An 18,744-nucleotide genomic window follows, 5' to 3' on the forward strand; every position below is an offset into this window, starting at 1 on the left:
CCGCGTTCTCCGCCCCCCCCCGGGGGGGGGCGGGGGGGCCCCGGGCGGGGGGGGGGGGGGGGGGGGGCGGGTGGCGGCGGGGGGGGGGGGGGCGGCCGGGGCCCCCCCCCCCCCCGCGCCGCGCCCGGTGGCGTCGGCAACGGGGCGGGCGGGGCCGGTGGGGCCCGCGGGACGCGGGAAGTGCGGCGGAAATGGGGCGAGCGGCCGGTGCCCGGTTCGGTACGCTGCACTTGCCCGCAGTAGACCGTGTTCTGTGCGGCGGCGGCCCCGGCTGCCGGCTCCGACGGCGGGCCGGGCGCGGCCCAGCTCGAACACCGGAATTTGGAGCGTCCGAGGATGTCCCGACACCTGATCACCAGCGCCCTGCCCTACATCAACGGGATCAAGCACCTGGGGAACATGGTCGGCTCGATGCTCCCCGCGGACGTCTACTCGCGCTACCTGCGCCGGCGCGGCCACGAGGTGCTCTTCATCTGCGCCACCGACGAGCACGGCACCCCCGCCGAACTGGCGGCCAAGGAGGCCGGGCTGCCGGTCGCCGACTTCTGCGCCGCGGCGCACGACCTGCAGAAGGCCGTGTACGACGGCTACGAGCTGTCCTTCGACCACTTCGGCCGCAGCTCCTCCCCGCAGAACCGCGAGATCACCCAGGAGATCGCCCGCGAGCTGCACCGCGGCGGCTTCATCGAGGAGCGCGCGATCCGCCAGGTGTACTCGATCACCGACGAGCGCTTCCTGCCCGACCGCTACATCGTCGGCACCTGCCCGCACTGCGGCTACGACAAGGCCCGCGGCGACCAGTGCGAGAACTGCACCCGGGTGCTCGACCCCACCGACCTGATCGACGCCCGGTCGGCCATCAGCGGCAGCTCCGACCTGGAGGTGCGCGAGACCAAGCACCTCTTCCTGCTGCAGTCCCGGCTGACCGACGAGGTCGAGCGCTGGATCGAGGCCAACGGCGACCACTGGCCGGTGCTGGCCTCCTCCATCGCCCGCAAGTGGCTCACCGAGGGTCTGCACGACCGCTCGATCACCCGCGACCTGGAGTGGGGGGTGCCCGTCCCCGCCGACGTCTGGCCGGAGCTGGCAGCCGAGGGCAAGGTCTTCTACGTCTGGTTCGACGCCCCGATCGAGTACATCGGCGCCACCAAGGAGTGGGCGGACGCGGCCCCGGCCGGCGAGGTCCGGGACTGGAAGTCCTGGTGGTACGAGGCCGCCGACGTGCGCTACACCCAGTTCATGGCCAAGGACAACGTCCCGTTCCACACGGTGATGTTCCCCGCCACGATCATCGGCTCCGGCCGGCCCTGGAAGAAGGTCGACTACGTCAAGGCCTTCAACTGGCTCACCTACTACGGCGGCAAGTTCTCCACCAGCCAGCGCCGCGGCATCTTCACCGACGCCGCTCTGGAGATCCTCCCGGCCGACTACTGGCGCTACTTCCTGATCGCCAACGCCCCCGAGTCCGATGACTCCAGCTTCACCTGGGAGCTGTTCGCCACCACCGTCAACAAGGACCTCGCCGACACCCTCGGCAACTTCGTCAACCGCGTGCTGTCCTTCAGCCGCAAGCGGTTCGGCGACGACGTCCCGGCCGGCGGCACCCCGGGTGCGGCGGAGGAGCGCCTCGGCGGCCAGATCGCCGAGCTGCTCGCCGAGTACGAGAGGCAGCTGGAGGCCGTCAACTTCCGCAAGGCCGCGCAGGCGCTGCGCGCGCTGTGGAGCGCCGGCAACTCCTACCTGGAGGAGAAGGCGCCCTGGATGCAGGTGAAGACCGACCCGGAGGGCGCGGCGCTGACCCTGCGCACCGCGATGAACCTGATCTACGTCTACTCGGTGGTCTCGGAGCCCTTCATCCCGGCCACCGCCCGGGCGATGCGGGAGGCGTTCGCACTCGACCAGCAGGCCCCGGCGCGCGGCCTGGCCTGGGTGAGCCCCGAGCGGGCCAGGGCACTGGAGTTCGTCACGGCCGGTGTCGGCTTCACCGTCCCGCCGGTGCTCTTCGCCAAGATCACGGACGAGGATCTGGACGCGTACCGCACCCGCTTCGGCGGCGACCCGGACGCCGCCTGACCGGCCCGGCCTCGTACGCTCCCCCGGCACCGCCCGTCCGCGGCGCCGGGGGAGCTCCCGGCGGGGGCTCGGTGGGGCGATCCGCTGGCCGGCTCACCGCTGCGGCTCGGCCTGCCGCGCGAGTTCCAGCGCGGTGAACTCCTCGATCAGCAACCGGTAGCACCGCTCGGCCAGAGCCGGCGGCAGGCCGTGCCGCTCGGCCTGGGCGCGGACCCGGCCGATCACCTCGCCCACCCGGTCCGGAGCCCGGACCGCCGCCGCATCGGGCTTGAAGCGCGCCACCTCCCGGACGATCTCGTACCGCTCGGCCAGCAGCCGGACGATCTGCTCGTCCAGCGCGTCGATCCGCACCCGCAGCTCACCGACCCGGGGGTGGAGCCCGCTCACCGCGCACCCGCCGGGACGGCGTCCGAGAACACCCGGACGCCCGGACGCTGCGCCGACAGCAGCACCGGCTCGCCGACCGACCCGGCGGACCCGGCCGCCCCGGTCAACCGGGCCACCTCGGCCGCCAGCCGCCGCACGGCCGGCTCCACCTCGGCCGGCCCGCCCGGGTGGGCCGACTCCACGGTCAGCAGCAGGCGGCGCTCACCGGCCAGGGTCTTCGCCAGGTCACCCTGGCGCCAGTTCCAGCGCCGGGAGTGCGCCCGCCCCTCACCGTCCGCGTAGATCACCTCGCCCGACTCCACCGGCTCGGTCACTCCCCCGCCGCCGAGCGGCGCGAACGGCTCGCCGCCCGTGGCCCGACGGATCGTCAGCGCCGGACCCACGTGCTCCAGCGAGAACGCGGCGACCGGCAGCCGGCTCTCCAGCGACAGCGCGTTGCAGAGGTCCACCAGGGTGTTGATCCGCGGCAGCCGCCCACCCTTGGCCACCCGCCGCAGCACCGACTCGGCCGCGCACGGGAAGCGCGAGGCACTGATCCCCACGGCCTGGTAGGCGGCGCGCCAGGCGGCGATCTGCGGCAGCGCGGCCACCCCGGGACGGTCCAGGCCGGCCGCGTGCAGCCGGTCCTCGGCCGCGGTGAGCAGCGCCTCCACCCCGGAGTCGGCGTCGCGGACCTCGATCGCCGGCACCGCGACCAGTGCGAGCAGATAGTCGGGGGCGGCGGCGAAGACCTCGGGTGAGATCTCGACGTGCAGGCTCATGGTGCTCCGTTCGACCGGTCCTGGGACAACGTGAACCACTCCACCAGGTGCGAGGATTGACCACCCACACCACTTCCCGACCAGCGAGGCAGTCCACTTGGCCCGGCAGCTCGCGCTCACCCTCGACCGCTCCCTGCGCCGCCCGCTCTCCGCGCAGGTCCGCGAGGCGATCCGGGCCGCCGTCGAGGACGGCACGCTGAAGCCGGGTACCAGGCTGCCGTCCAGCCGTCAGCTCGCCGCCGACCTCGCGGTGTCGCGCAGCGTCCTGGTCGAGGCGTACGAGCAACTGACCGCCGAGGGCTACCTGCTGACTCGGCGCGGCTCGGGCAGCGTGGTGGCCGAGGGGCGCGGCCCGGCCCTGCGCGCGCCCGTACGGTCGATGCTCGCGCCCGTGGACGGCCCGGCCGCGGCCGGGGTCTGCGACCTGCGGACGGGCAACGGCGTGGTGCGCAGCTTCCCCCGGCAGGAGTGGCTGCGCAGCGCGGCCGCGGTGGTCAGGCAGTCCAGCACGGACGCCTTCGGGTACGGGCCGCCGGCCGGGCTGCCCGAGCTGCGCGAGGTCCTGGCGGGGTACCTCGGCCGGGTACGCGGGGTCCGGACCACGGCGGAGAACGTGATGGTCACCGCGGGCTTCGCGCAGGGCCTGGCGATGCTCTGCCAGGTGCTGCGGGCCCGCGGCATCACCCGGATCGCGGTGGAGGACCCGGGCCACCCGGGCGAACGCGAGTTCATCGCCAGGGCGGGCCTGGAGGTGGTCGCCGTGCCGGTGGACGGGCAGGGCCTGCGGGTCGAGGAGCTGGCCCGCAGCGAGGTCCGGGCGGTGCTGGCCACCCCGGGCAACCACTTCCCCACCGGCGTCCCGCTCGCCCCCGAACGCCGCGCGCTGCTGGCGGACTGGGCCCGGCAGGTGGACGGGTACGTCATCGAGGACGACTTCGACGGTGCGTTCCTGCCGGCCGGCCGCGCCCGCCCTGCCCTCCAGGCCCTCGCCCCCGACCGGGTGGTGCACGCCGGCACGGTCAGCAAGGTGCTGGCGCCCTCGCTCAGGCTGGGCTGGCTGGCCGGGCCGCCCGTGCTGATGGCGGAGCTGGAGGCGTTCCGGGCCGGCCTGGACATCGGCTGCCCGGGCCTGGACCAGCTCACGCTGGCCCATTTCATCGACACCGGCGCCCTGGACCGCCACCTGCGCCGCCTGCGGCGCGACCTCTCCAACCGGCGCGGCCAGCTGCACGGCGCCCTCGGGCCCGTGCCCGGCATCTCGCTGTCCGGGCTGGACGGCGGACTCCAGGCCTACGTCCGGCTGCCGGCGGGCGCCGACGAGAACGCCCTGGTCACCGCGGCCGCCCGCGGCTCGGTGCTGCTCCGGGGCGCCTCCCACTACGCGATGACCCCCGGGCCGCCGGGTCTGGTGCTCAACTACGCCGGGCCGCCGCCGTCCGCGCTGACCCAGGCGCTGGCGGTGCTGGCGGACCTCTGCCGGCGGCTCTGAGCAGCTGGGCGCCGGTCGGGGCTGCTCGGCTCTGGTCGGGCTGCTGGGGCCGTTCGGCGCTGGTCGGGGCCGTTCGGCGCTGCGCCGGTGTCGGGAGGAGCGCCGTGGGATGTCCGGGGCGCCGGGGCCGCCTGAGCGCCCAAGGGGCGCACCGCCGCAGCGATGCGCCCCTCCGACCGGGTTCGGGCAGCGGGTCCGGGCCCGTCAGCCCTCCCCCTCGGGTCAGCCTTCCAGCTCCTTGCGGAACGCCTCGGCCGTCGACAGGAAGATGTCGTTACCGGCCACCTCGCCGATCGAGACCCGCACGCCCTCGCCCGCGAACGGCCGGACGATGACGCCCGCGGCGGCGCAGGCGGCGGCGAAGTCCAGGGTCCGCTCGCCCAGGCGCAGCCAGACGAAGTTGGCCTGCGAGTCGGTGATCGTCCAGCCCTGGGCGGTGAGCGCGGCGGCGACCCGGGCGCGCTCCTCGACCAGCGCCTCGACCCGGACCAGCAGCGCGTCCTCGGCGCGCAGCGAGGCGACCGCCGCGTCCTGGGCGAGCTGGCTGACGCCGAACGGCACGGCGGTCTTGCGAAGCGCGGTGGCGACCGGCTCGTGCGCGATGGCGAAGCCCACCCGCAGGCCCGCCAGCCCGTACGCCTTGGAGAAGGTGCGCAGCACGCACACGTTCGGGCGCTCACGGTAGAGCTCGATACCGTTGGGGACCTCGGGGTCCCGGATGAACTCGATGTACGCCTCGTCGACGACGACCAGGATGTCGGACGGCACCGCGTCCAGGAAGCGCTCCAGCTCGGCCCGGTGGATGGCGTTGCCGGTGGGGTTGTTGGGGTTGCAGACGAAGATCAGCCGGGTCCGCTCGGTGATCGCGGCGAGCATCGCGTCGAGGTCGTGGTCCTCGGTGGCCGTGAGCGGCACCGGGACGGGCGTCGCACCGGCGACCTGGGTGATGATCGGGTAGGCCTCGAAGGAGCGCCAGGCGAAGATCACCTCGTCGCCCGGGCCCGCCGTGGCGAGGATCAGCGACTGCGCGACGCCGACCGAGCCCGTGCCGGTGGCGATGTGCTCGGCGGGCACGCCGAAGCGCTGCGCGAGCTCTGCGGTCAGCTCGGAGACCGCCATGTCGGGGTACCGGTTGAACGAGCCGGCCGCCGCGACCGCCGCGTCGAGCACGCCGGGCAGCGGCTCGTACGGGTTCTCGTTGGAGGACAGCTTGTAGGCGTCGGCACCGGCCGGCTTGCCCGGCTTGTAGGTCGGGATGCCGTCCAGGGTCGGCCTCAGTCGGGGGCCCTGCGCTGCCGTACCGCTCACGGTCGTCTCCTTCATGTGCTCTGCGCTGTGGTCCGCGCGCTGCTGTGCCGGCGCTCGGCCGCATGCGCTGCTGTTGGTCTCCGTACGCACGGGATCGCCGTGGCACGGAGCCCTCGGTAGGCACCCGTACCTCCCCGGTCGGGTGCCTTGAACGATACCGACCGCCCTCACCCGTAGGAGTGACATGCCCGGCCGGGTTATGGGTGCAGATCAGCCATTCTGCCGGGTTCCTATGGCACATGTCAGAGGTAAGACGGCCGATTTCAGGCGGGTATCGAAGGGCTCGGAGCCGCCACGTTCATGGAGAAACGTATCTTCTCCACCTTTGTCGCCCCCGGTCACAGAGCTGTGCGATGCGCCATACGATCGGTCCGCCATGACAGCAGCAGCCAACCAGAGCGGTCGGCGACCCACCACCTCACGGCGTCTGGAGCGGGCCGGCATCCGGGATGTGGCAGCAGCCGCCGGAGTGTCGATCACCACGGTCTCCGACGCGCTGAACGGTAAGGGCCGCCTGCCCGACGAGACCAGAAGCCGGGTACGCGAGGTCGCCGAGCGCCTCGGCTACCGCCCCTCGGCCGCCGCCCGCACCCTGCGCACCGGCCGGTCAGGACTGATCGGACTGACCGTCACCACCTACGGCGAGGAACCCTTCACCTTCACCGAGTTCGCCTACTTCGCCGAGATGGCCCGCGCCGCCACCAGCGCCGCGCTCGGGCGCGGCTACGCCCTGGTGGTGCTGCCCGCCTCCTCCCGGCACGACGTCTGGAGCAACATCGCCCTGGACGGCACCGTGGTGATCGACCCGCCCGACCAGGACCCGCTGGTCAGCGAGCTCTACCGGTCCGGCGTGCCGGTCGTCAGCGACGGCAAACCGGGCAACTGCCCGGTCACCGCCTGGGTCGACAACGACCACGAGGCGGCCGTGCTCGGCATCCTCGACCACCTCTCCGAGGCCGGCGCGCGCCGGATCGGCCTGCTCACCGGCACCAGCACCGACACCTACACCCGGCTCTCCACCGAGGCCTACCTCGGCTGGTGCGACCGGGTCGGCCAGGAGCCGGTGTACGAGGCCTACCCCGCCCACGACCCGGCCGCCGGCGCCCTCGCCGCCGACCGGCTGCTCGCCCGCCCGGACCGGCCGGACGCGGTGTACGGCCTCTTCGACCCCAACGGCACCGACCTGCTCGCCGCCGCCCGCCGCTACGGGCTGCGGGTGCCCGACGACCTGCTGCTGGTCTGCTGCTCCGAGAGCGATGTGTACGCCGGCACCGAACCGCCGATCACCACCCTGTCGCTCAAGCCGCGCCGGATCGGCACCACCGTGGTCAACCTGCTCATCGACGCCATCGAGGGAGTCGACTCGGGCACCGGGGTGGACCTCGGGCGGCTCTTCCCGCCGCGCTACCGCACCGCCGGGACGGGCCCGCCGCCGGGCACGCTGATGCCCACCGAGTTGATCATCCGGGCCTCGTCCCAGCGCCGCAGCCCGCGCACCACCATCAGTCCGCCCCGCCCACCGGGCGAGGTCTAGACCGATTCAGCTCATCCCAGCCCGGGACAAAACGGACCTGATGTGCCGCCCGGCTGACGCTCCGGAGGATTGGATACCCACCAGGTGAGGACGCCGGGAGAGTGGTCTTCCTATGATGGGCGAATGACACCCGAGGACCGCTTCCCCGGGCCTGAACAGTCGGACTCAGGCCCCCGCCACCAGCCGGACCTCGACGTGCTGCCCTACGGCTCCTACTACGAGCCAGCCGAGGCCCCGGGTTACGGCGCCGACGGCTACGGCGAGACGTACAGCGGCTACGGCGGCGCCCGCTACCTGGAACAGCACTGGCCGGCCGCGCACCAGCAACACCCGCAACACCCGCAACAACAGCCGCCGCACGGCCAGGAGCACCTCCAGCTCGCCGACCACGCCGCGCTCCACGACCACGGCCGGCCGCAGATCCAGGACCACCTCCAGCTCCAGGAGCACCTCCAGGTCCACGGCCAGGTCCAGGAGCACGGCCAGGACCACGGCCAGGACCACGGCCGGGTGCTGCACCACGAGGACCCGCCGACCATCGAGCTCGGCCCGCCGCTCAGCGAGGACGACCTCCCGTACTCCACCCCGTACCCGCCGCCCGAGCCAGGCGCCCCGCCCGGCCCGCTGTACGTGGTCGGCGACGTGCACGGCTACCTCGACGAGCTGGTCGCCGAGCTCCAGCACCAGGGCCTGATCGACGCCGACCGGCACTGGTCGGCCGGCCGCTCCCGGATCTGGTTCCTCGGCGACTTCACCGACCGCGGCCCCGACGGCATCGGCGTCATCGACCTCGTCATGCAGCTCGCCGCCGAGGCAGCCGCGGCCGGCGGCTACTGCCGCGCCCTGATGGGCAATCACGAACTGCTCTTCCTCGGCGCCCACCGGTACGGCGACGAGCCCGTCCAGTCCACCGCCGGCACCGCCTCCTTCCTGGCCGCCTGGCGGCTCAACGGCGGCCAGCAGCACGACCTGGAACGGCTGGAGGCGCACCACGTCAGCTGGCTGTCGCGGCTGCCCGCCATCGCACTGGAGGACGGCCACCTGCTGCTGCACTCCGACACCACCGCCTACCTGGAGTACGGCGAGTCCATCGCGGCGGTGAACGACGCCGTCCACGACCTGCTCGCCGACGAGGGCGCCGACGAGTGGTGGGACGCCTTCCGCCGCTTCACCAAGCGGTTCGCCTTCCGCGGCGAGGGCGGCCCGGTGGCCGTCCACGAGCTGCTGGGCGCCTACGGCGGACAGCGCATCGTGCACGGCCACAGCCCCATCCCGTACCTCACCGGCACGGCGCACGCCGAGGACGGCGCGCCCCCGCACATCCCGGGGCCCTACGTGTACGCGGACGACCTCGCCATCGCCATGGACGGCGGCGTCACCATGGAGGGCCGCCTGCTGATCGCCCGACTGCCCGTCAACTGACCATCCGCCAGGACAGCTGCCGGAACGCCCCTGAACACTCACCTGAAGGCCCGTTCTCGGCGCTGAACTACCCTGCCGACGCTGAAATTCCGGAAACCGACTGTCAGTACTCCCGCACCCGCCCCTACCATCGAGGCACACCACACCAGGCCGCCCCGGCCCCGTCCGCCGGGCCGCCCGCGTGGCAGTCCACCTCCGTGACGGAGCGAACGGGGACCTCATGAACAACGCCCCGCACCTGCTCGCCGAGGACCGCCCGGACTTCGAGCGCCTCCTCGACGACACGCTGCGCGACGGCACCATCCAGGCAGCGCTGCATCCACCGGGCGGCGAGGCCACCACCGACACCGGCCCGCGGCTCACCAGCGAGCAGCTGCGCACCAAGACGCTGCTCGCCGCGAACGAGGTGGCGGCCGGCGCGGCCGCCGAGTACGAGCACTACACCCGGCTGCGCGCGAACCTGCGCGACACCGGCGAGCAGCCACCACCCGCCCCCGCGCCCGACCACCGGCCGGCCGTGCGCCGGGCCGGCGCACGCGGCGGCGGGCAGACGCTCGGGGAGCTGGCCGCCCAGCTGCGCTCCGAGGACGGCGCCGGGCTCCTCCCCGTACTGGTCGTCCTGGCCCCGATCCTCGCCGGAGCGGCGGCGGTCGTCTTCCTGCTGATCGGCTACGTCCTGCGGGCCGCCGCTCCCCGGCTGGTGCTCGGCCGCTCACTGCTCACGGCCGGCTGGCTGGCGCTGGCGATCGGCACCGCGGCCATGGTGATCGGCATCATCGGGCTGCTGCTCACCGCCCTGCGGGACAGCTCCGCCACCCCCGACGGCGCCGACCCGGACCTGCACGCGGAGGTCGCCGACGCCCGGCGCGCGTGGCAGCTCGCGCTGCGCGAACGCGCCCTCCTGCCCTACCTGCGCGCCAACCTGGACTCCGAACCCGCCCTGCCCCCGCACCCCCCGGCCCCCCGGCCGGCCACCGAGGAGACCACCGAACCACGCGAGGCCCGGGAGCCCAGCACCCCACCGGACTTCACCAGCCCCGGCTACAGCAGCGCGGGCTACAGCAGCCCCGGCTTCACCAGCCCGGGCGTCGAGGGCGTCACCGACCCCGATGGCCGCACCCCCCGCACCGCCGATTTCAGCAGCCCCGGCTACAGCCCACCGTCCTTCACCAGCCCCGACGACGTCTGACCCGGCGCCGAAGACCCAGCACGGCCGGCCGCAGCCCCCGCCCCGGCGCAGCGCGCCACGCGCCGACCACGAGACCGGGCCGGAAGAGCACACGGCCCCGGCAGATGACGAGGCGCTGCCCTGGGAGACCCCCCTCCGGACTCCCAGGACAGCGCCTCGTTGGTATGCGGGTCAGTCTGCCAGCGGCAGGTAGACCCGGTTACCGGTCGGCGAGCAGACCGTTCAGGACGCCGGGGACGTCGAAACCGCCGGGGGTCCGGATGGCTTCGATGACTTGGCACCGCAGACCGTCGTCCCGGAGGAACACCCACACCTCGTGCTCCTTGCGCGGTTCACCGTTCGCCCTCGGTGACAGCCGCCAGGCCGGAAACCATCCAAGCCCCTCCGCTGTCAGACTCTCGGCCACTTCGTCCAGGACGTACTTGCCGAGCCTCCGATACCCGAGTTCCTCGCGCAGCTCCCCGAGCGTGACTCTGAGCAGGCCACCGGCGACGCGACAGCGTTCGACCACAGTGCCGGCGTTGCCTTCGGGTGCCGCGAGCAGCCCGCCCTGCGAATTCGTTGGGTCGTTCATATTCGGGCCAACGAATCCGTCCACCGGGCGATACGTCACTTCACCACCCTGGACGCGGCCATGAGGAAGAGCGGTACTGCTAAGGCGTGAGCGGCGGCTCGGGGAGGGTTGCGGTGGCGGTCGGATTGACGGGCTCCGCCGAAGGCCAAGCCGGGTTCCGTCGGCATGGCCGGACCCGAGGGAGCCGACCGAGACTGAAGCCGACGGCCCTGTACGCGGCATTGAGTACGCAGGCAAACGACACGCCGGAGCGCGGGAAGCATGCCCCGTTGGCGCCAGAGCGTCACCTGTTTGCATCCTTACCATTCTTTCCTTTCTATGTTGTTGTTGCACGGTGTACCGAGTTGGTGACGGTGCATCACCATCCCTGACTGGCTGCCGCTCCGCGGCCCCTCCTGGGGGTGACGCCCACGGCGCCCTGGCGCGTGTACGAGGGCTTGTGGTCCGACCAGAACTCACCATCGGCGCTCCGAATCCTCTTTCCGAGTGACGGAGCTAAACGGCGACAAGAAAGGGTCCTGTCCTATGGCAGTCGATGCCATTTCGCCCGCCCCACCTGAGAGAGGGCGCAGACGCTCCCGACTCACGGGGACACTCGTCCTGCTGTCCGGACTGACGTTGCTTGCGACAGCGGGTCTGGTCGCGAGCCCTGCGCACGCCGCACCGGCGCCGGTGACGCTGGGGACCGACACCAGCTACGCAGTCCTGGGCGCCTCAACAGTCACCAACACCGGCCCCAGTGTGATCAACGGGGACCTGGGCCTCAGTCCGGGCACCAGCGTGACGGGCTTTCCGCCCGGGATCGTCAACGGATTTCAGCACGTCAACGACGCACAGGCCGCACAGGCTCAGTCCGACCTGGTCATCGCCTACAACGACGCCGCAGGCCGGGCCCCCACGGCCAGCCTGACATCTCCGGGCGACATCGGCGGACTGACGCTGACGCCCGGCGTCTACAAGGCGACGTCGTCGCTGAACCTCACCGGGACGGTCACTCTCGACGCCCTGGGTGATCCAAGCGCCGTCTTCATCTTCCAGATCGCCTCCACCCTGATCACCGCCCCGTCGAGCGTCGTCAGCCTGGTCAACGGGGCGCAGGCCTGCAACGTGTTCTGGCAGGTGGGAAGCTCCGCGACCATCGACGTCAACTCCTTCTTCAAGGGCAACATCCTGGCCCTCGCGTCCATCACGGTGAACCACGCCTCGGTGATCGAAGGCCGTGCCCTGGCTCGCACGGGGGCCGTCACGCTGGACGACAACACCATCACGAGGGCGGCCTGCACCGTCGGCCCGCCTGGACCGCCCGGACCGAGCGGACCGGCGGGCCCGAGCGGTCCTGCCGGTCCCAGTGGGCCCGCCGGCCCGGCCGGCTCTCCCGGTGCGCCCGGTCCCAACGGCGCTCCCGGTCCGGCCGGCTCTCCCGGTGCTCCAGGTGCGCCCGGTCCCAACGGTGCTTCCGGCGTTCCCGGCGCGCCTGGTTCCCCGGGTGCCCCCGGCCCCAACGGTGCTCCTGGTGCTCCGGGTGCTCCTGGCGCGCCTGGTCCCAATGGCGCGCCTGGCGTGCCAGGTGCGCCTGGCTCTCCGGGCGCCGCGGGGCCTAATGGCGCCCCTGGAGCTCCTGGCGCCAACGGCTCACCCGGCGCCAACGGACTCCCCGGTGCCAACGGCTCACCCGGCGCCCCCGGACTTCCCGGTGCCAACGGCTCACCCGGCGCCAACGGACTCCCCGGTGCCAACGGCTCACCCGGCGCCCCCGGACCCGCTGGGCCGGCGGGGCCCGCAGGCCCGGCGGGGCCCGCAGGCCCGGCGGGGCCCGCAGGGCCACCCCAGTCTCCAGGCGGTCACGGCGGCGAGGGGCACGGCGGTCACGAGCAAGGTGATCATGGGAACGGCCAGGGCAACCACGGCAACGTGCCGGGCGGTCACGACCAGGGCGGCAAGGTTCCGGGCGGTGCCGCTCAGCACCCGAAGGAGTCGGGGCAGGCACTCGCCGCCACCGGCCCGGGCGGATCGATCGGCATCGTGGTCGGCTCGACGGTAGCCATCGCCCTGGGCGGTGGACTTGTCATCCTCGTGAGGCGAAGCGGACGAGCCGCAGCCCGCCGACGGCACTAACCCCGGCAGGGAACACCAAGGACGACGCACAGGAGGCCCCGTTGAAGTACGTCGCCGGCAGCTGGTCTCTACCGCTCGCGGTGCTGTCGGCAAGTCTCACAGCGACGGTCGAGGGCTGGCCAGAGCCGATCGTGACCACCCGGAACGTCTGACAACGCCTGAGCGCACCGGCCCGCGACCCGCCCTCGGGATGCGGGCCGGTGCAGTCGGTGGTGGTCAGTCCGCCAGCGGAAGGTAGACCCGGTTGCCCTGGGCGGCGAACTCCTCCGACTTGGCCTGCATGCCAGCCACGGCCTCGGCGTCGTACTCGTTGTTCTCGGCCTTGTCGCCGTAGAGCTCTGTGATGGATCGACTGATCTTCATCGAGCAGAACTTCGGCCCGCACATCGAGCAGAAGTGCGCGGTCTTCGCGGGCTCCGCCGGCAGCGTCTCGTCGTGGAACTCGCGGGCCGTCTCGGGGTCGAGGGCCAGGTTGAACTGGTCCTCCCAGCGGAACTCGAAGCGGGCGTCCGAAAGGGCGTCGTCCCACTCCTGGGCGCCGGGGTGGCCCTTGGCCAGGTCGGCGGCGTGCGCCGCGATCTTGTACGTGATCACGCCGGTCTTCACGTCGTCCCGGTTGGGCAGGCCCAGGTGCTCCTTGGGGGTGACGTAGCAGAGCATCGCGGTGCCCCACCAGGCGATCATCGCCGCGCCGATGCCCGAGGTGATGTGGTCGTAGCCGGGCGCGACGTCGGTGGTCAGCGGGCCGAGGGTGTAGAACGGCGCCTCGTCGCAGATCTCCTTCTGGAGATCCATGTTCTCCTTGATCTTGTTCATCGGGACGTGGCCCGGGCCCTCGATCATCACCTGGACGTCGCGCTCACGCGCGATCCGTCCGAGCTCCCCGAGCGTCTCCAGCTCGGCGAACTGCGCCTGGTCGTTGGCGTCGGCGATCGAGCCGGGCCGCAGGCCGTCGCCCAGCGAGAAGGTGACGTCATAGGAGGCGAGGATGTCGCAGAGCTCCTCGAAGTTGGTGTAGAGGAAGTTCTCCTGGTGGTGCGCCAGGCACCAGGCCGCCATGATCGAGCCGCCGCGCGAGACGATGCCGGTCTTGCGGCGGGCGGTCATCGGCACGTACCGCAGCAGCACGCCCGCGTGGACCGTCATGTAGTCGACGCCCTGCTCGCACTGCTCGATGACGGTGTCGCGGTAGACCTCCCAGCTCAGCTCCTCGGCCTTGCCGTCCACCTTCTCCAGCGCCTGGTAGAGCGGCACGGTGCCGATCGGCACGGGGGAGTTGCGCAGGATCCACTCGCGGGTGGTGTGGATGTTGCGGCCGGTGGAGAGGTCCATCACCGTGTCGGCGCCCCAGCGGGTGGCCCAGGTCATCTTCTCCACCTCCTCCTCGATCGAGGAGGTGACGGCCGAGTTGCCGATGTTGGCGTTGATCTTCACCAGGAAGTTGGTGCCGATGATCGCCGGCTCCACCTCGGGGTGGTTCACGTTCAGCGGGATCACCGCCCGCCCGCGGGCCACCTCGGCCCGGACGTAGTCCGGCGAGAGCCCCTCGCGCAGCGCGATGAACTCCATCTCCGGCGTGGTGATCCCGCGCTTGGCGTACGCGAGCTGGGTCACCGCCACCCCGCCGCGGCCCCGCAGCGGGCGGCGCGGGCGGCCGGGGAAGACGGCGTCGAGGTTGCGCAGATCCCCGCCGCGCGGCGAGGTGTGCTTGATCCCGTCGTCCTCGGGGCGGGCCTCGCGGCCGTCGTACTCCTCGACGTCCCCGCGCTGGCGGATCCACGCGTCGCGCAGCGCCGGCAGACCGCGCCGTACGTCGGGCTGGTACGCGGGGTCGGTGTACGGGCCGGAGGTGTCGTACAGCGGGACGGTCCCGCCGTTGGTGAGGAGGACCTCGCGGTACGGCACCCGCAGGTCGGGGCGGGATCCCTCGCGGTAGGCCTTGCGCCAGGCCGGGGTCGGGTAGCCGGTGGCGGCGCTGCTGACGGCGCGCCGGGCAGACTTCTCCTGCGAATCAAACGTGGTCATCAGACCTTCTACTCCCTACGCCGGCATTACCCGGTCCAGGTTCCTGCGGTCGGCGCAGCCGCTGGTACGTGTGGTGACGTACCGTTCAGCGCCCTCTCAGCCCGGTGCTCCGAGCTCCCGTTGTGTGCGGACGGTTTTGCCCGCAACAAGACGTCCAACACCGTAGCGGCAGCATCCGCGCCGGTCCAGAGGGGGTCCGGGCAACGGTCACCGCCGGCCCGGTACCCCGGCGGTTGCACGGGCGGTGCCCGCGCGCATACCCGCGCGCGTACCCGTCCGCGAGGTCGTGATCCCAACGCAGTAGTCTCTCCCGCGCATGTGTTCACGTGCATGAGTGGCATGCAACCCAACACGTGCATCACCTCCAGGGGAACCAGACATGAGGGCCTCGCGCCTCCTCGCCGCCTCCGCGGCCATCACCGTGAGCCTCGGCATGGGTACGGGCATGGCAGTCGCCGCCCCGCTCGCCGACCCGACCGCGACCACGGTGCCGACCAGCCCCGCCGGCCCGACCGGCCCGACCACGGCGGGCGCCACCGCCCCGGCCCCGAGCGGAAGCACCACGCCGGCCCCCGGGCCCACCGGTACGGCCTCGGCTCCGACGTCCGCCCCTGCTCCGAGCGGCCCGGCCACGGGCCCGACCGGCGGGGCGGCCACCACACCCGCCGTCGCCACCGGGCAGCCCTGCCACCAGGACGGTCGGGTCCCGCTCAATGCCTCCTGGACCGGGCTGCAGAACGTCAGGCTGGTGAAGGGCGGGCCGGCCGCGGAGTCCACCCTGACCATCCGGAACACCTCCGGCCGCGCGCTGCCGGACTTCTCCGCCTACCTGGTGCTGAACTCCTCGCGCTCCCTCACCTGGGAGGACGACCTCACGATGGAGATCAAGCCGCCCGGCGGCGCGTGGAGTCCGATGCCGCTGGGCGAGCGACGTCCGACGAACCTGGGCAAGCCCAGGCCGTACCAGCTGGCCAAGGACGAGGTGCTGACGTTCGCTCTGCGCCTCACCGCCTCCGGCTCCCGGGCGGGCGGGGACGTCAGCCTGGTCTGGCTCAGCACCGCCAACCTGAGCGCCGCCGAGGCGGGGCCCGGCAACTGCACGATCTACACGGCGGATGCCCATGCCGAGTTCACCGTGCTGGACACCACGGCCCCGGGCCCCACCCCCTCGACCTCGGCCGACTTCGTCTTCCCCGCGCCGAGCGCCACCCGCCCGGCCGCCTCGTCCGCCTCGCCGGGCATCGCCCTGAGCCCCGTCTCGGCGAGCACCTCGACGAGTTCGTCGAGCACCTCGGCGAGCACCGCCTCGCGGACCGTCCCGCCGAGCCCTGCTCCGCCGAGCACCGGCAACCTCGCCCAGGCCGGCGGCCAGGGCGACGGGCTCGCCCACACCGGCTCCGGCTCCACCACCGCGATGGCGGTCGGCGGCAGCGCCGCCCTGACCGCCGGTCTCGGCACGCTCCTGGTGGCCCACCTGCGCAGGAGGCGCGCCTCGTCCTGACCCGGGGCCCGCCCGGCGCCCGTTCGTCATCCGGCGGACGGGCACCGCCCGTTCCCGCTGCGGGATGGCACACTGACCGGCATGGTGGGACTCACAGGCCGGGTCACCGGGACGGTCGGCCCCGGACTGGTGGGCGAGGTGCTGGTGCACGTGCGCGAGCGGCAGGGGACGGAGGCGTTCCTGGCGTACCCGGCCGTGCCCGGCGAGACCCTGCCGGTCGCCACGCCGGTGGTCGTGGTGGAGTACCAGCCGCCGCGCACGGTGTACGTCGCGCACGCGCTGGGTTGACGCCCCGAAGTCCTGCCGCCCGCCCGCCCGGTGGCGATCTTGACGCCGTCTTGACGCGCTGACGCGAAGTCAGGACGAAATGTCCTTCCAACTGATCGGCAACAGGCGCAGAATCTCGTGCTGCCACCGGTTCCGCGCCATCCTGCACAACAGAGCGCAGCCACGGATCGCCGGTGTGCCCTGAAGGGGGAATTCGCCGATGCTGATCGGCATCGCGGGGGCGGCAGTCGCCTCCATCGTCATCCTGATCGTGCTCTTCAAGCTCATGTGGCGGGTCGCCGAGCCCAACGAGGCGCTGATCATCTCCGGGTCCAAGCACCGCGCCGAAGGGGTCGGCGAGGGGTTGGGCTTTCGAATCGTCACCGGCCGGGGAACGCTGGTGATGCCCGGCGTCCAGGTGGTCCGCAAGCTCTCGCTGGACCTCAACGAGGCCGAACTGGACGTCGAGTGCGTGACGTCGCAGGGCATCCCCGTGCACGTCAAGGGAGTCGTGATCTTCAAGGTCGGCGACGACAGCGTGTCGATCGCCAACGCCGCCCGGCGCTTCCTGGACCAGCAGCAGATGATGGGCCACCGGGTGCACAACGTCTTCGCCGGCCATCTGCGCTCCATCGTCGGCGGGTTGACCGTCGAGCAGATGATCCGCGACCGGGAGCGGCTGACCGGGGAGACCCGGGCGGCCTCCGGCAGCGAGATGGAGAAGCTGGGTCTGATCATCGACTCGCTGCAGATCCAGGAGATCCTCGATCCGACCGGCTACATCCAGAACCTGGCCGCCCCGCACGCCGCCGCCGTGATGCGCGACGCCCGTATCGCGCAGGCCGAGGCGGACCGGCAGGCCACCGAGGCCGAGCAGGAGGCCTTCGCCCGCAAGGCGGAGGCGACCCGCAACAGCGGTATCCAGCAGGCCGGCTACCAGGCCGAGATGGAGACCGCGACGGCCCGGGCGATGCAGGCCGGGCCACTGGCGCAGGCGGCCGCCCGGCAGGAGGTCGTCGTCCAGGAGACCAAGGTCGCCGAGCTGGAGGCGCACCGCAAGGAGCAGCAGCTCCAGGCGGACGTCCGCAAGCCCGCCGACGCCCGGGCGTACGAGACCCGTACCAAGGCCGAGGCCGACCGTGACGCCCGGATTTCCGCGGCGCAGGCGCAGGCCAAGGAGACCGAACTCAAGGCGGGCGCCGAGGCGAACCGGGTCAAGATCGCCGCGGTCGCGGAGGCCGAGGCCACCAAGGCCCGCGGTCTGGCGAGCGCCGAGGCCACCCGGGCGACCGGTCAGGCCGAGGCTGCGGCCGCCGAGGCCAAGGGTCTGGCCGCAGCCGAGGCCGCCCGCGCGCTGGGTCTGGCCGAGGCCGAGGCGATCAAGGCCCGGGCCGCGGCGCTGGCCGAGAACCAGGAGGCCGTGGTCGCCCAGCAGCTCGCCGAGAACTGGCCGGAGATCGTCCGGGCCGGGGCCGAGGCGTTCGGCAACGTCGAGCACATGGTGCTGCTCAACGGCGCCGAGGGCATGGGCGAGATGTTCGCCAAGGCACTGACCATGGGCGGTACCGGCCTCGGCCTGGCCCGCCAGCTGCTCGGCAGCATGAACGCGGGGCCGGCCGCCGACGGCGCCGGCACCGCGGCCGGCACCGGTACGGCTGCCGCTGCCGCCACTGCCGTGAACGGCTCGGGCCCGGACCGCCCCCGGGCGCAGGCCATCCCCGTCCAGGACGCCTGACCGCCGCCGCACCTGCGGGAGGCCCGCACCCCGATCCGACGGGGTGCGGGCCTCCGGGCGTTCGCGGGGAGAGGTCAGCTCTTGGCGGCCTTCTTCACCAGGATCACCACGGCGGCGGCGATGCCGACCACCACCAGGGCCTTGATCAGCAGGCCGATCAGCGCGCCCACGATGCCGACCACGAACCAGAGCAGGTTCCACGCGAGCACCAGCACGATGATCGGGACGACGATGTTGCGCACCCACGAGGGCAGCGACTTCCAGAGCTCAGCCATGTCAGGTCCTTCTCTCCCCTCGGGCCGGCTGCCTGTCCGGTGCCGCATCCCGTCTGCTTCGGTACTTCGATCGTACGGGCGCGGACAGG

15 protein-coding genes and 1 riboswitch are annotated in these 18,744 nt (G+C 72.7%); of the genes, 9 read left to right on the forward strand and 6 right to left on the reverse strand.

What is annotated here, in order from left to right:
- The first annotated feature begins 336 nt into the window (after window positions 1-336).
- Window positions 337-2,073 carry a methionine--tRNA ligase gene (gene metG, locus ACIBH3_RS23365; RefSeq protein ID WP_396313991.1) on the forward strand — a complete coding sequence of 579 codons (1,737 nt, stop codon included), beginning with the start codon at window positions 337-339 and terminating at the stop codon, window positions 2,071-2,073.
- A gap of 93 nt (window positions 2,074-2,166) precedes the next feature.
- Here metG and ACIBH3_RS23370 read toward each other — a convergent pair whose 3' ends face one another.
- Together ACIBH3_RS23370 and ACIBH3_RS23375 are read right to left on the reverse strand one after the other, a co-directional pair.
- A complete protein-coding gene (locus ACIBH3_RS23370; protein ID WP_396313992.1) occupies window positions 2,167-2,460 on the reverse strand; it encodes a chorismate mutase in 294 nt (97 codons plus the stop codon).
- The gene (locus ACIBH3_RS23375; protein WP_396313993.1) at window positions 2,457-3,221 is read right to left on the reverse strand and encodes a B3/4 domain-containing protein; all 765 of its coding nucleotides are present in this window, start codon (window positions 3,219-3,221) and stop codon (window positions 2,457-2,459) included. The genes ACIBH3_RS23370 and ACIBH3_RS23375 overlap by 4 nt, the downstream gene beginning before the upstream one ends.
- A 97-nt stretch (window positions 3,222-3,318) precedes the next feature.
- On the opposite strand from ACIBH3_RS23375, the gene ACIBH3_RS23380 reads away from it, so the two are divergent.
- A complete protein-coding gene (locus ACIBH3_RS23380) occupies window positions 3,319-4,710 on the forward strand; it encodes a PLP-dependent aminotransferase family protein (RefSeq protein WP_396313994.1) in 1,392 nt (463 codons plus the stop codon).
- A 222-nt stretch (window positions 4,711-4,932) separates the two neighbouring features.
- Here ACIBH3_RS23380 and hisC read toward each other — a convergent pair whose 3' ends face one another.
- Window positions 4,933-6,033 (reverse strand): histidinol-phosphate transaminase, encoded by a 1,101-nt coding sequence (gene hisC / locus ACIBH3_RS23385; protein ID WP_396313995.1) that lies wholly within the window; start codon window positions 6,031-6,033, stop codon window positions 4,933-4,935.
- Between the two features lie 361 nt (window positions 6,034-6,394).
- On the opposite strand from hisC, the gene ACIBH3_RS23390 reads away from it, so the two are divergent.
- The 3 genes from ACIBH3_RS23390 (at window position 6,395) to ACIBH3_RS23400 (ending at window position 10,163) form a co-directional block, all read left to right on the forward strand.
- Window positions 6,395-7,552, forward strand: a complete 1,158-nt coding sequence (locus ACIBH3_RS23390) for a LacI family DNA-binding transcriptional regulator (RefSeq protein ID WP_396313996.1) — start codon at window positions 6,395-6,397, stop codon at window positions 7,550-7,552.
- A 123-nt stretch (window positions 7,553-7,675) separates the two neighbouring features.
- On the forward strand, window positions 7,676-8,974 hold the full coding sequence (locus ACIBH3_RS23395; protein ID WP_396313997.1) for a metallophosphoesterase: 1,299 nt from the start codon (window positions 7,676-7,678) through the stop codon (window positions 8,972-8,974).
- Between the two features lie 220 nt (window positions 8,975-9,194).
- Window positions 9,195-10,163: a hypothetical protein gene (locus ACIBH3_RS23400; protein WP_396313998.1), complete on the forward strand. Its 969-nt coding sequence runs from the start codon at window positions 9,195-9,197 to the stop codon at window positions 10,161-10,163.
- A gap of 199 nt (window positions 10,164-10,362) precedes the next feature.
- Here ACIBH3_RS23400 and ACIBH3_RS23405 read toward each other — a convergent pair whose 3' ends face one another.
- Entirely contained in the window at window positions 10,363-10,776 is a 414-nt protein-coding gene (locus tag ACIBH3_RS23405; protein WP_396313999.1) for a hypothetical protein, read from the reverse strand.
- A gap of 486 nt (window positions 10,777-11,262) precedes the next feature.
- Between ACIBH3_RS23405 and ACIBH3_RS23410 the strand changes: the two genes are divergently transcribed.
- A complete protein-coding gene (locus tag ACIBH3_RS23410; RefSeq protein WP_396314000.1) occupies window positions 11,263-12,852 on the forward strand; it encodes an ice-binding family protein in 1,590 nt (529 codons plus the stop codon).
- Window positions 12,853-13,068: 216 nt separating this feature from the next.
- On the opposite strand, the gene thiC is transcribed toward ACIBH3_RS23410, so the two are convergent.
- The gene (thiC, locus tag ACIBH3_RS23415; protein ID WP_396314001.1) at window positions 13,069-14,877 is read right to left on the reverse strand and encodes a phosphomethylpyrimidine synthase ThiC; all 1,809 of its coding nucleotides are present in this window, start codon (window positions 14,875-14,877) and stop codon (window positions 13,069-13,071) included.
- A riboswitch (TPP riboswitch) is annotated at window positions 14,873-15,008 on the reverse strand. It overlaps the preceding gene by 5 nt.
- Before the next feature lie 248 nt (window positions 15,009-15,256).
- On the opposite strand from thiC, the gene ACIBH3_RS23420 reads away from it, so the two are divergent.
- From ACIBH3_RS23420 to ACIBH3_RS23430, 3 genes are all read left to right on the forward strand, one after another.
- On the forward strand, window positions 15,257-16,378 hold the full coding sequence (locus ACIBH3_RS23420) for a hypothetical protein (protein ID WP_396314002.1): 1,122 nt from the start codon (window positions 15,257-15,259) through the stop codon (window positions 16,376-16,378).
- Between the two features lie 81 nt (window positions 16,379-16,459).
- Window positions 16,460-16,666: a hypothetical protein gene (locus ACIBH3_RS23425; RefSeq protein ID WP_396314003.1), complete on the forward strand. Its 207-nt coding sequence runs from the start codon at window positions 16,460-16,462 to the stop codon at window positions 16,664-16,666.
- A gap of 199 nt (window positions 16,667-16,865) precedes the next feature.
- The gene (locus ACIBH3_RS23430) at window positions 16,866-18,380 is read left to right on the forward strand and encodes an SPFH domain-containing protein (protein ID WP_396314004.1); all 1,515 of its coding nucleotides are present in this window, start codon (window positions 16,866-16,868) and stop codon (window positions 18,378-18,380) included.
- 74 nt (window positions 18,381-18,454) lie between these two features.
- Here ACIBH3_RS23430 and ACIBH3_RS23435 read toward each other — a convergent pair whose 3' ends face one another.
- On the reverse strand, window positions 18,455-18,655 hold the full coding sequence (locus ACIBH3_RS23435) for a DUF5326 family protein (RefSeq protein ID WP_396314005.1): 201 nt from the start codon (window positions 18,653-18,655) through the stop codon (window positions 18,455-18,457).
- Window positions 18,656-18,744: the final 89 nt, after the last annotated feature.

The sequence above is a fragment of the Kitasatospora sp. NPDC050543 genome (assembly GCF_044457565.1).
Classification (GTDB): Bacteria; Actinomycetota; Actinomycetes; order Streptomycetales; family Streptomycetaceae; genus Kitasatospora.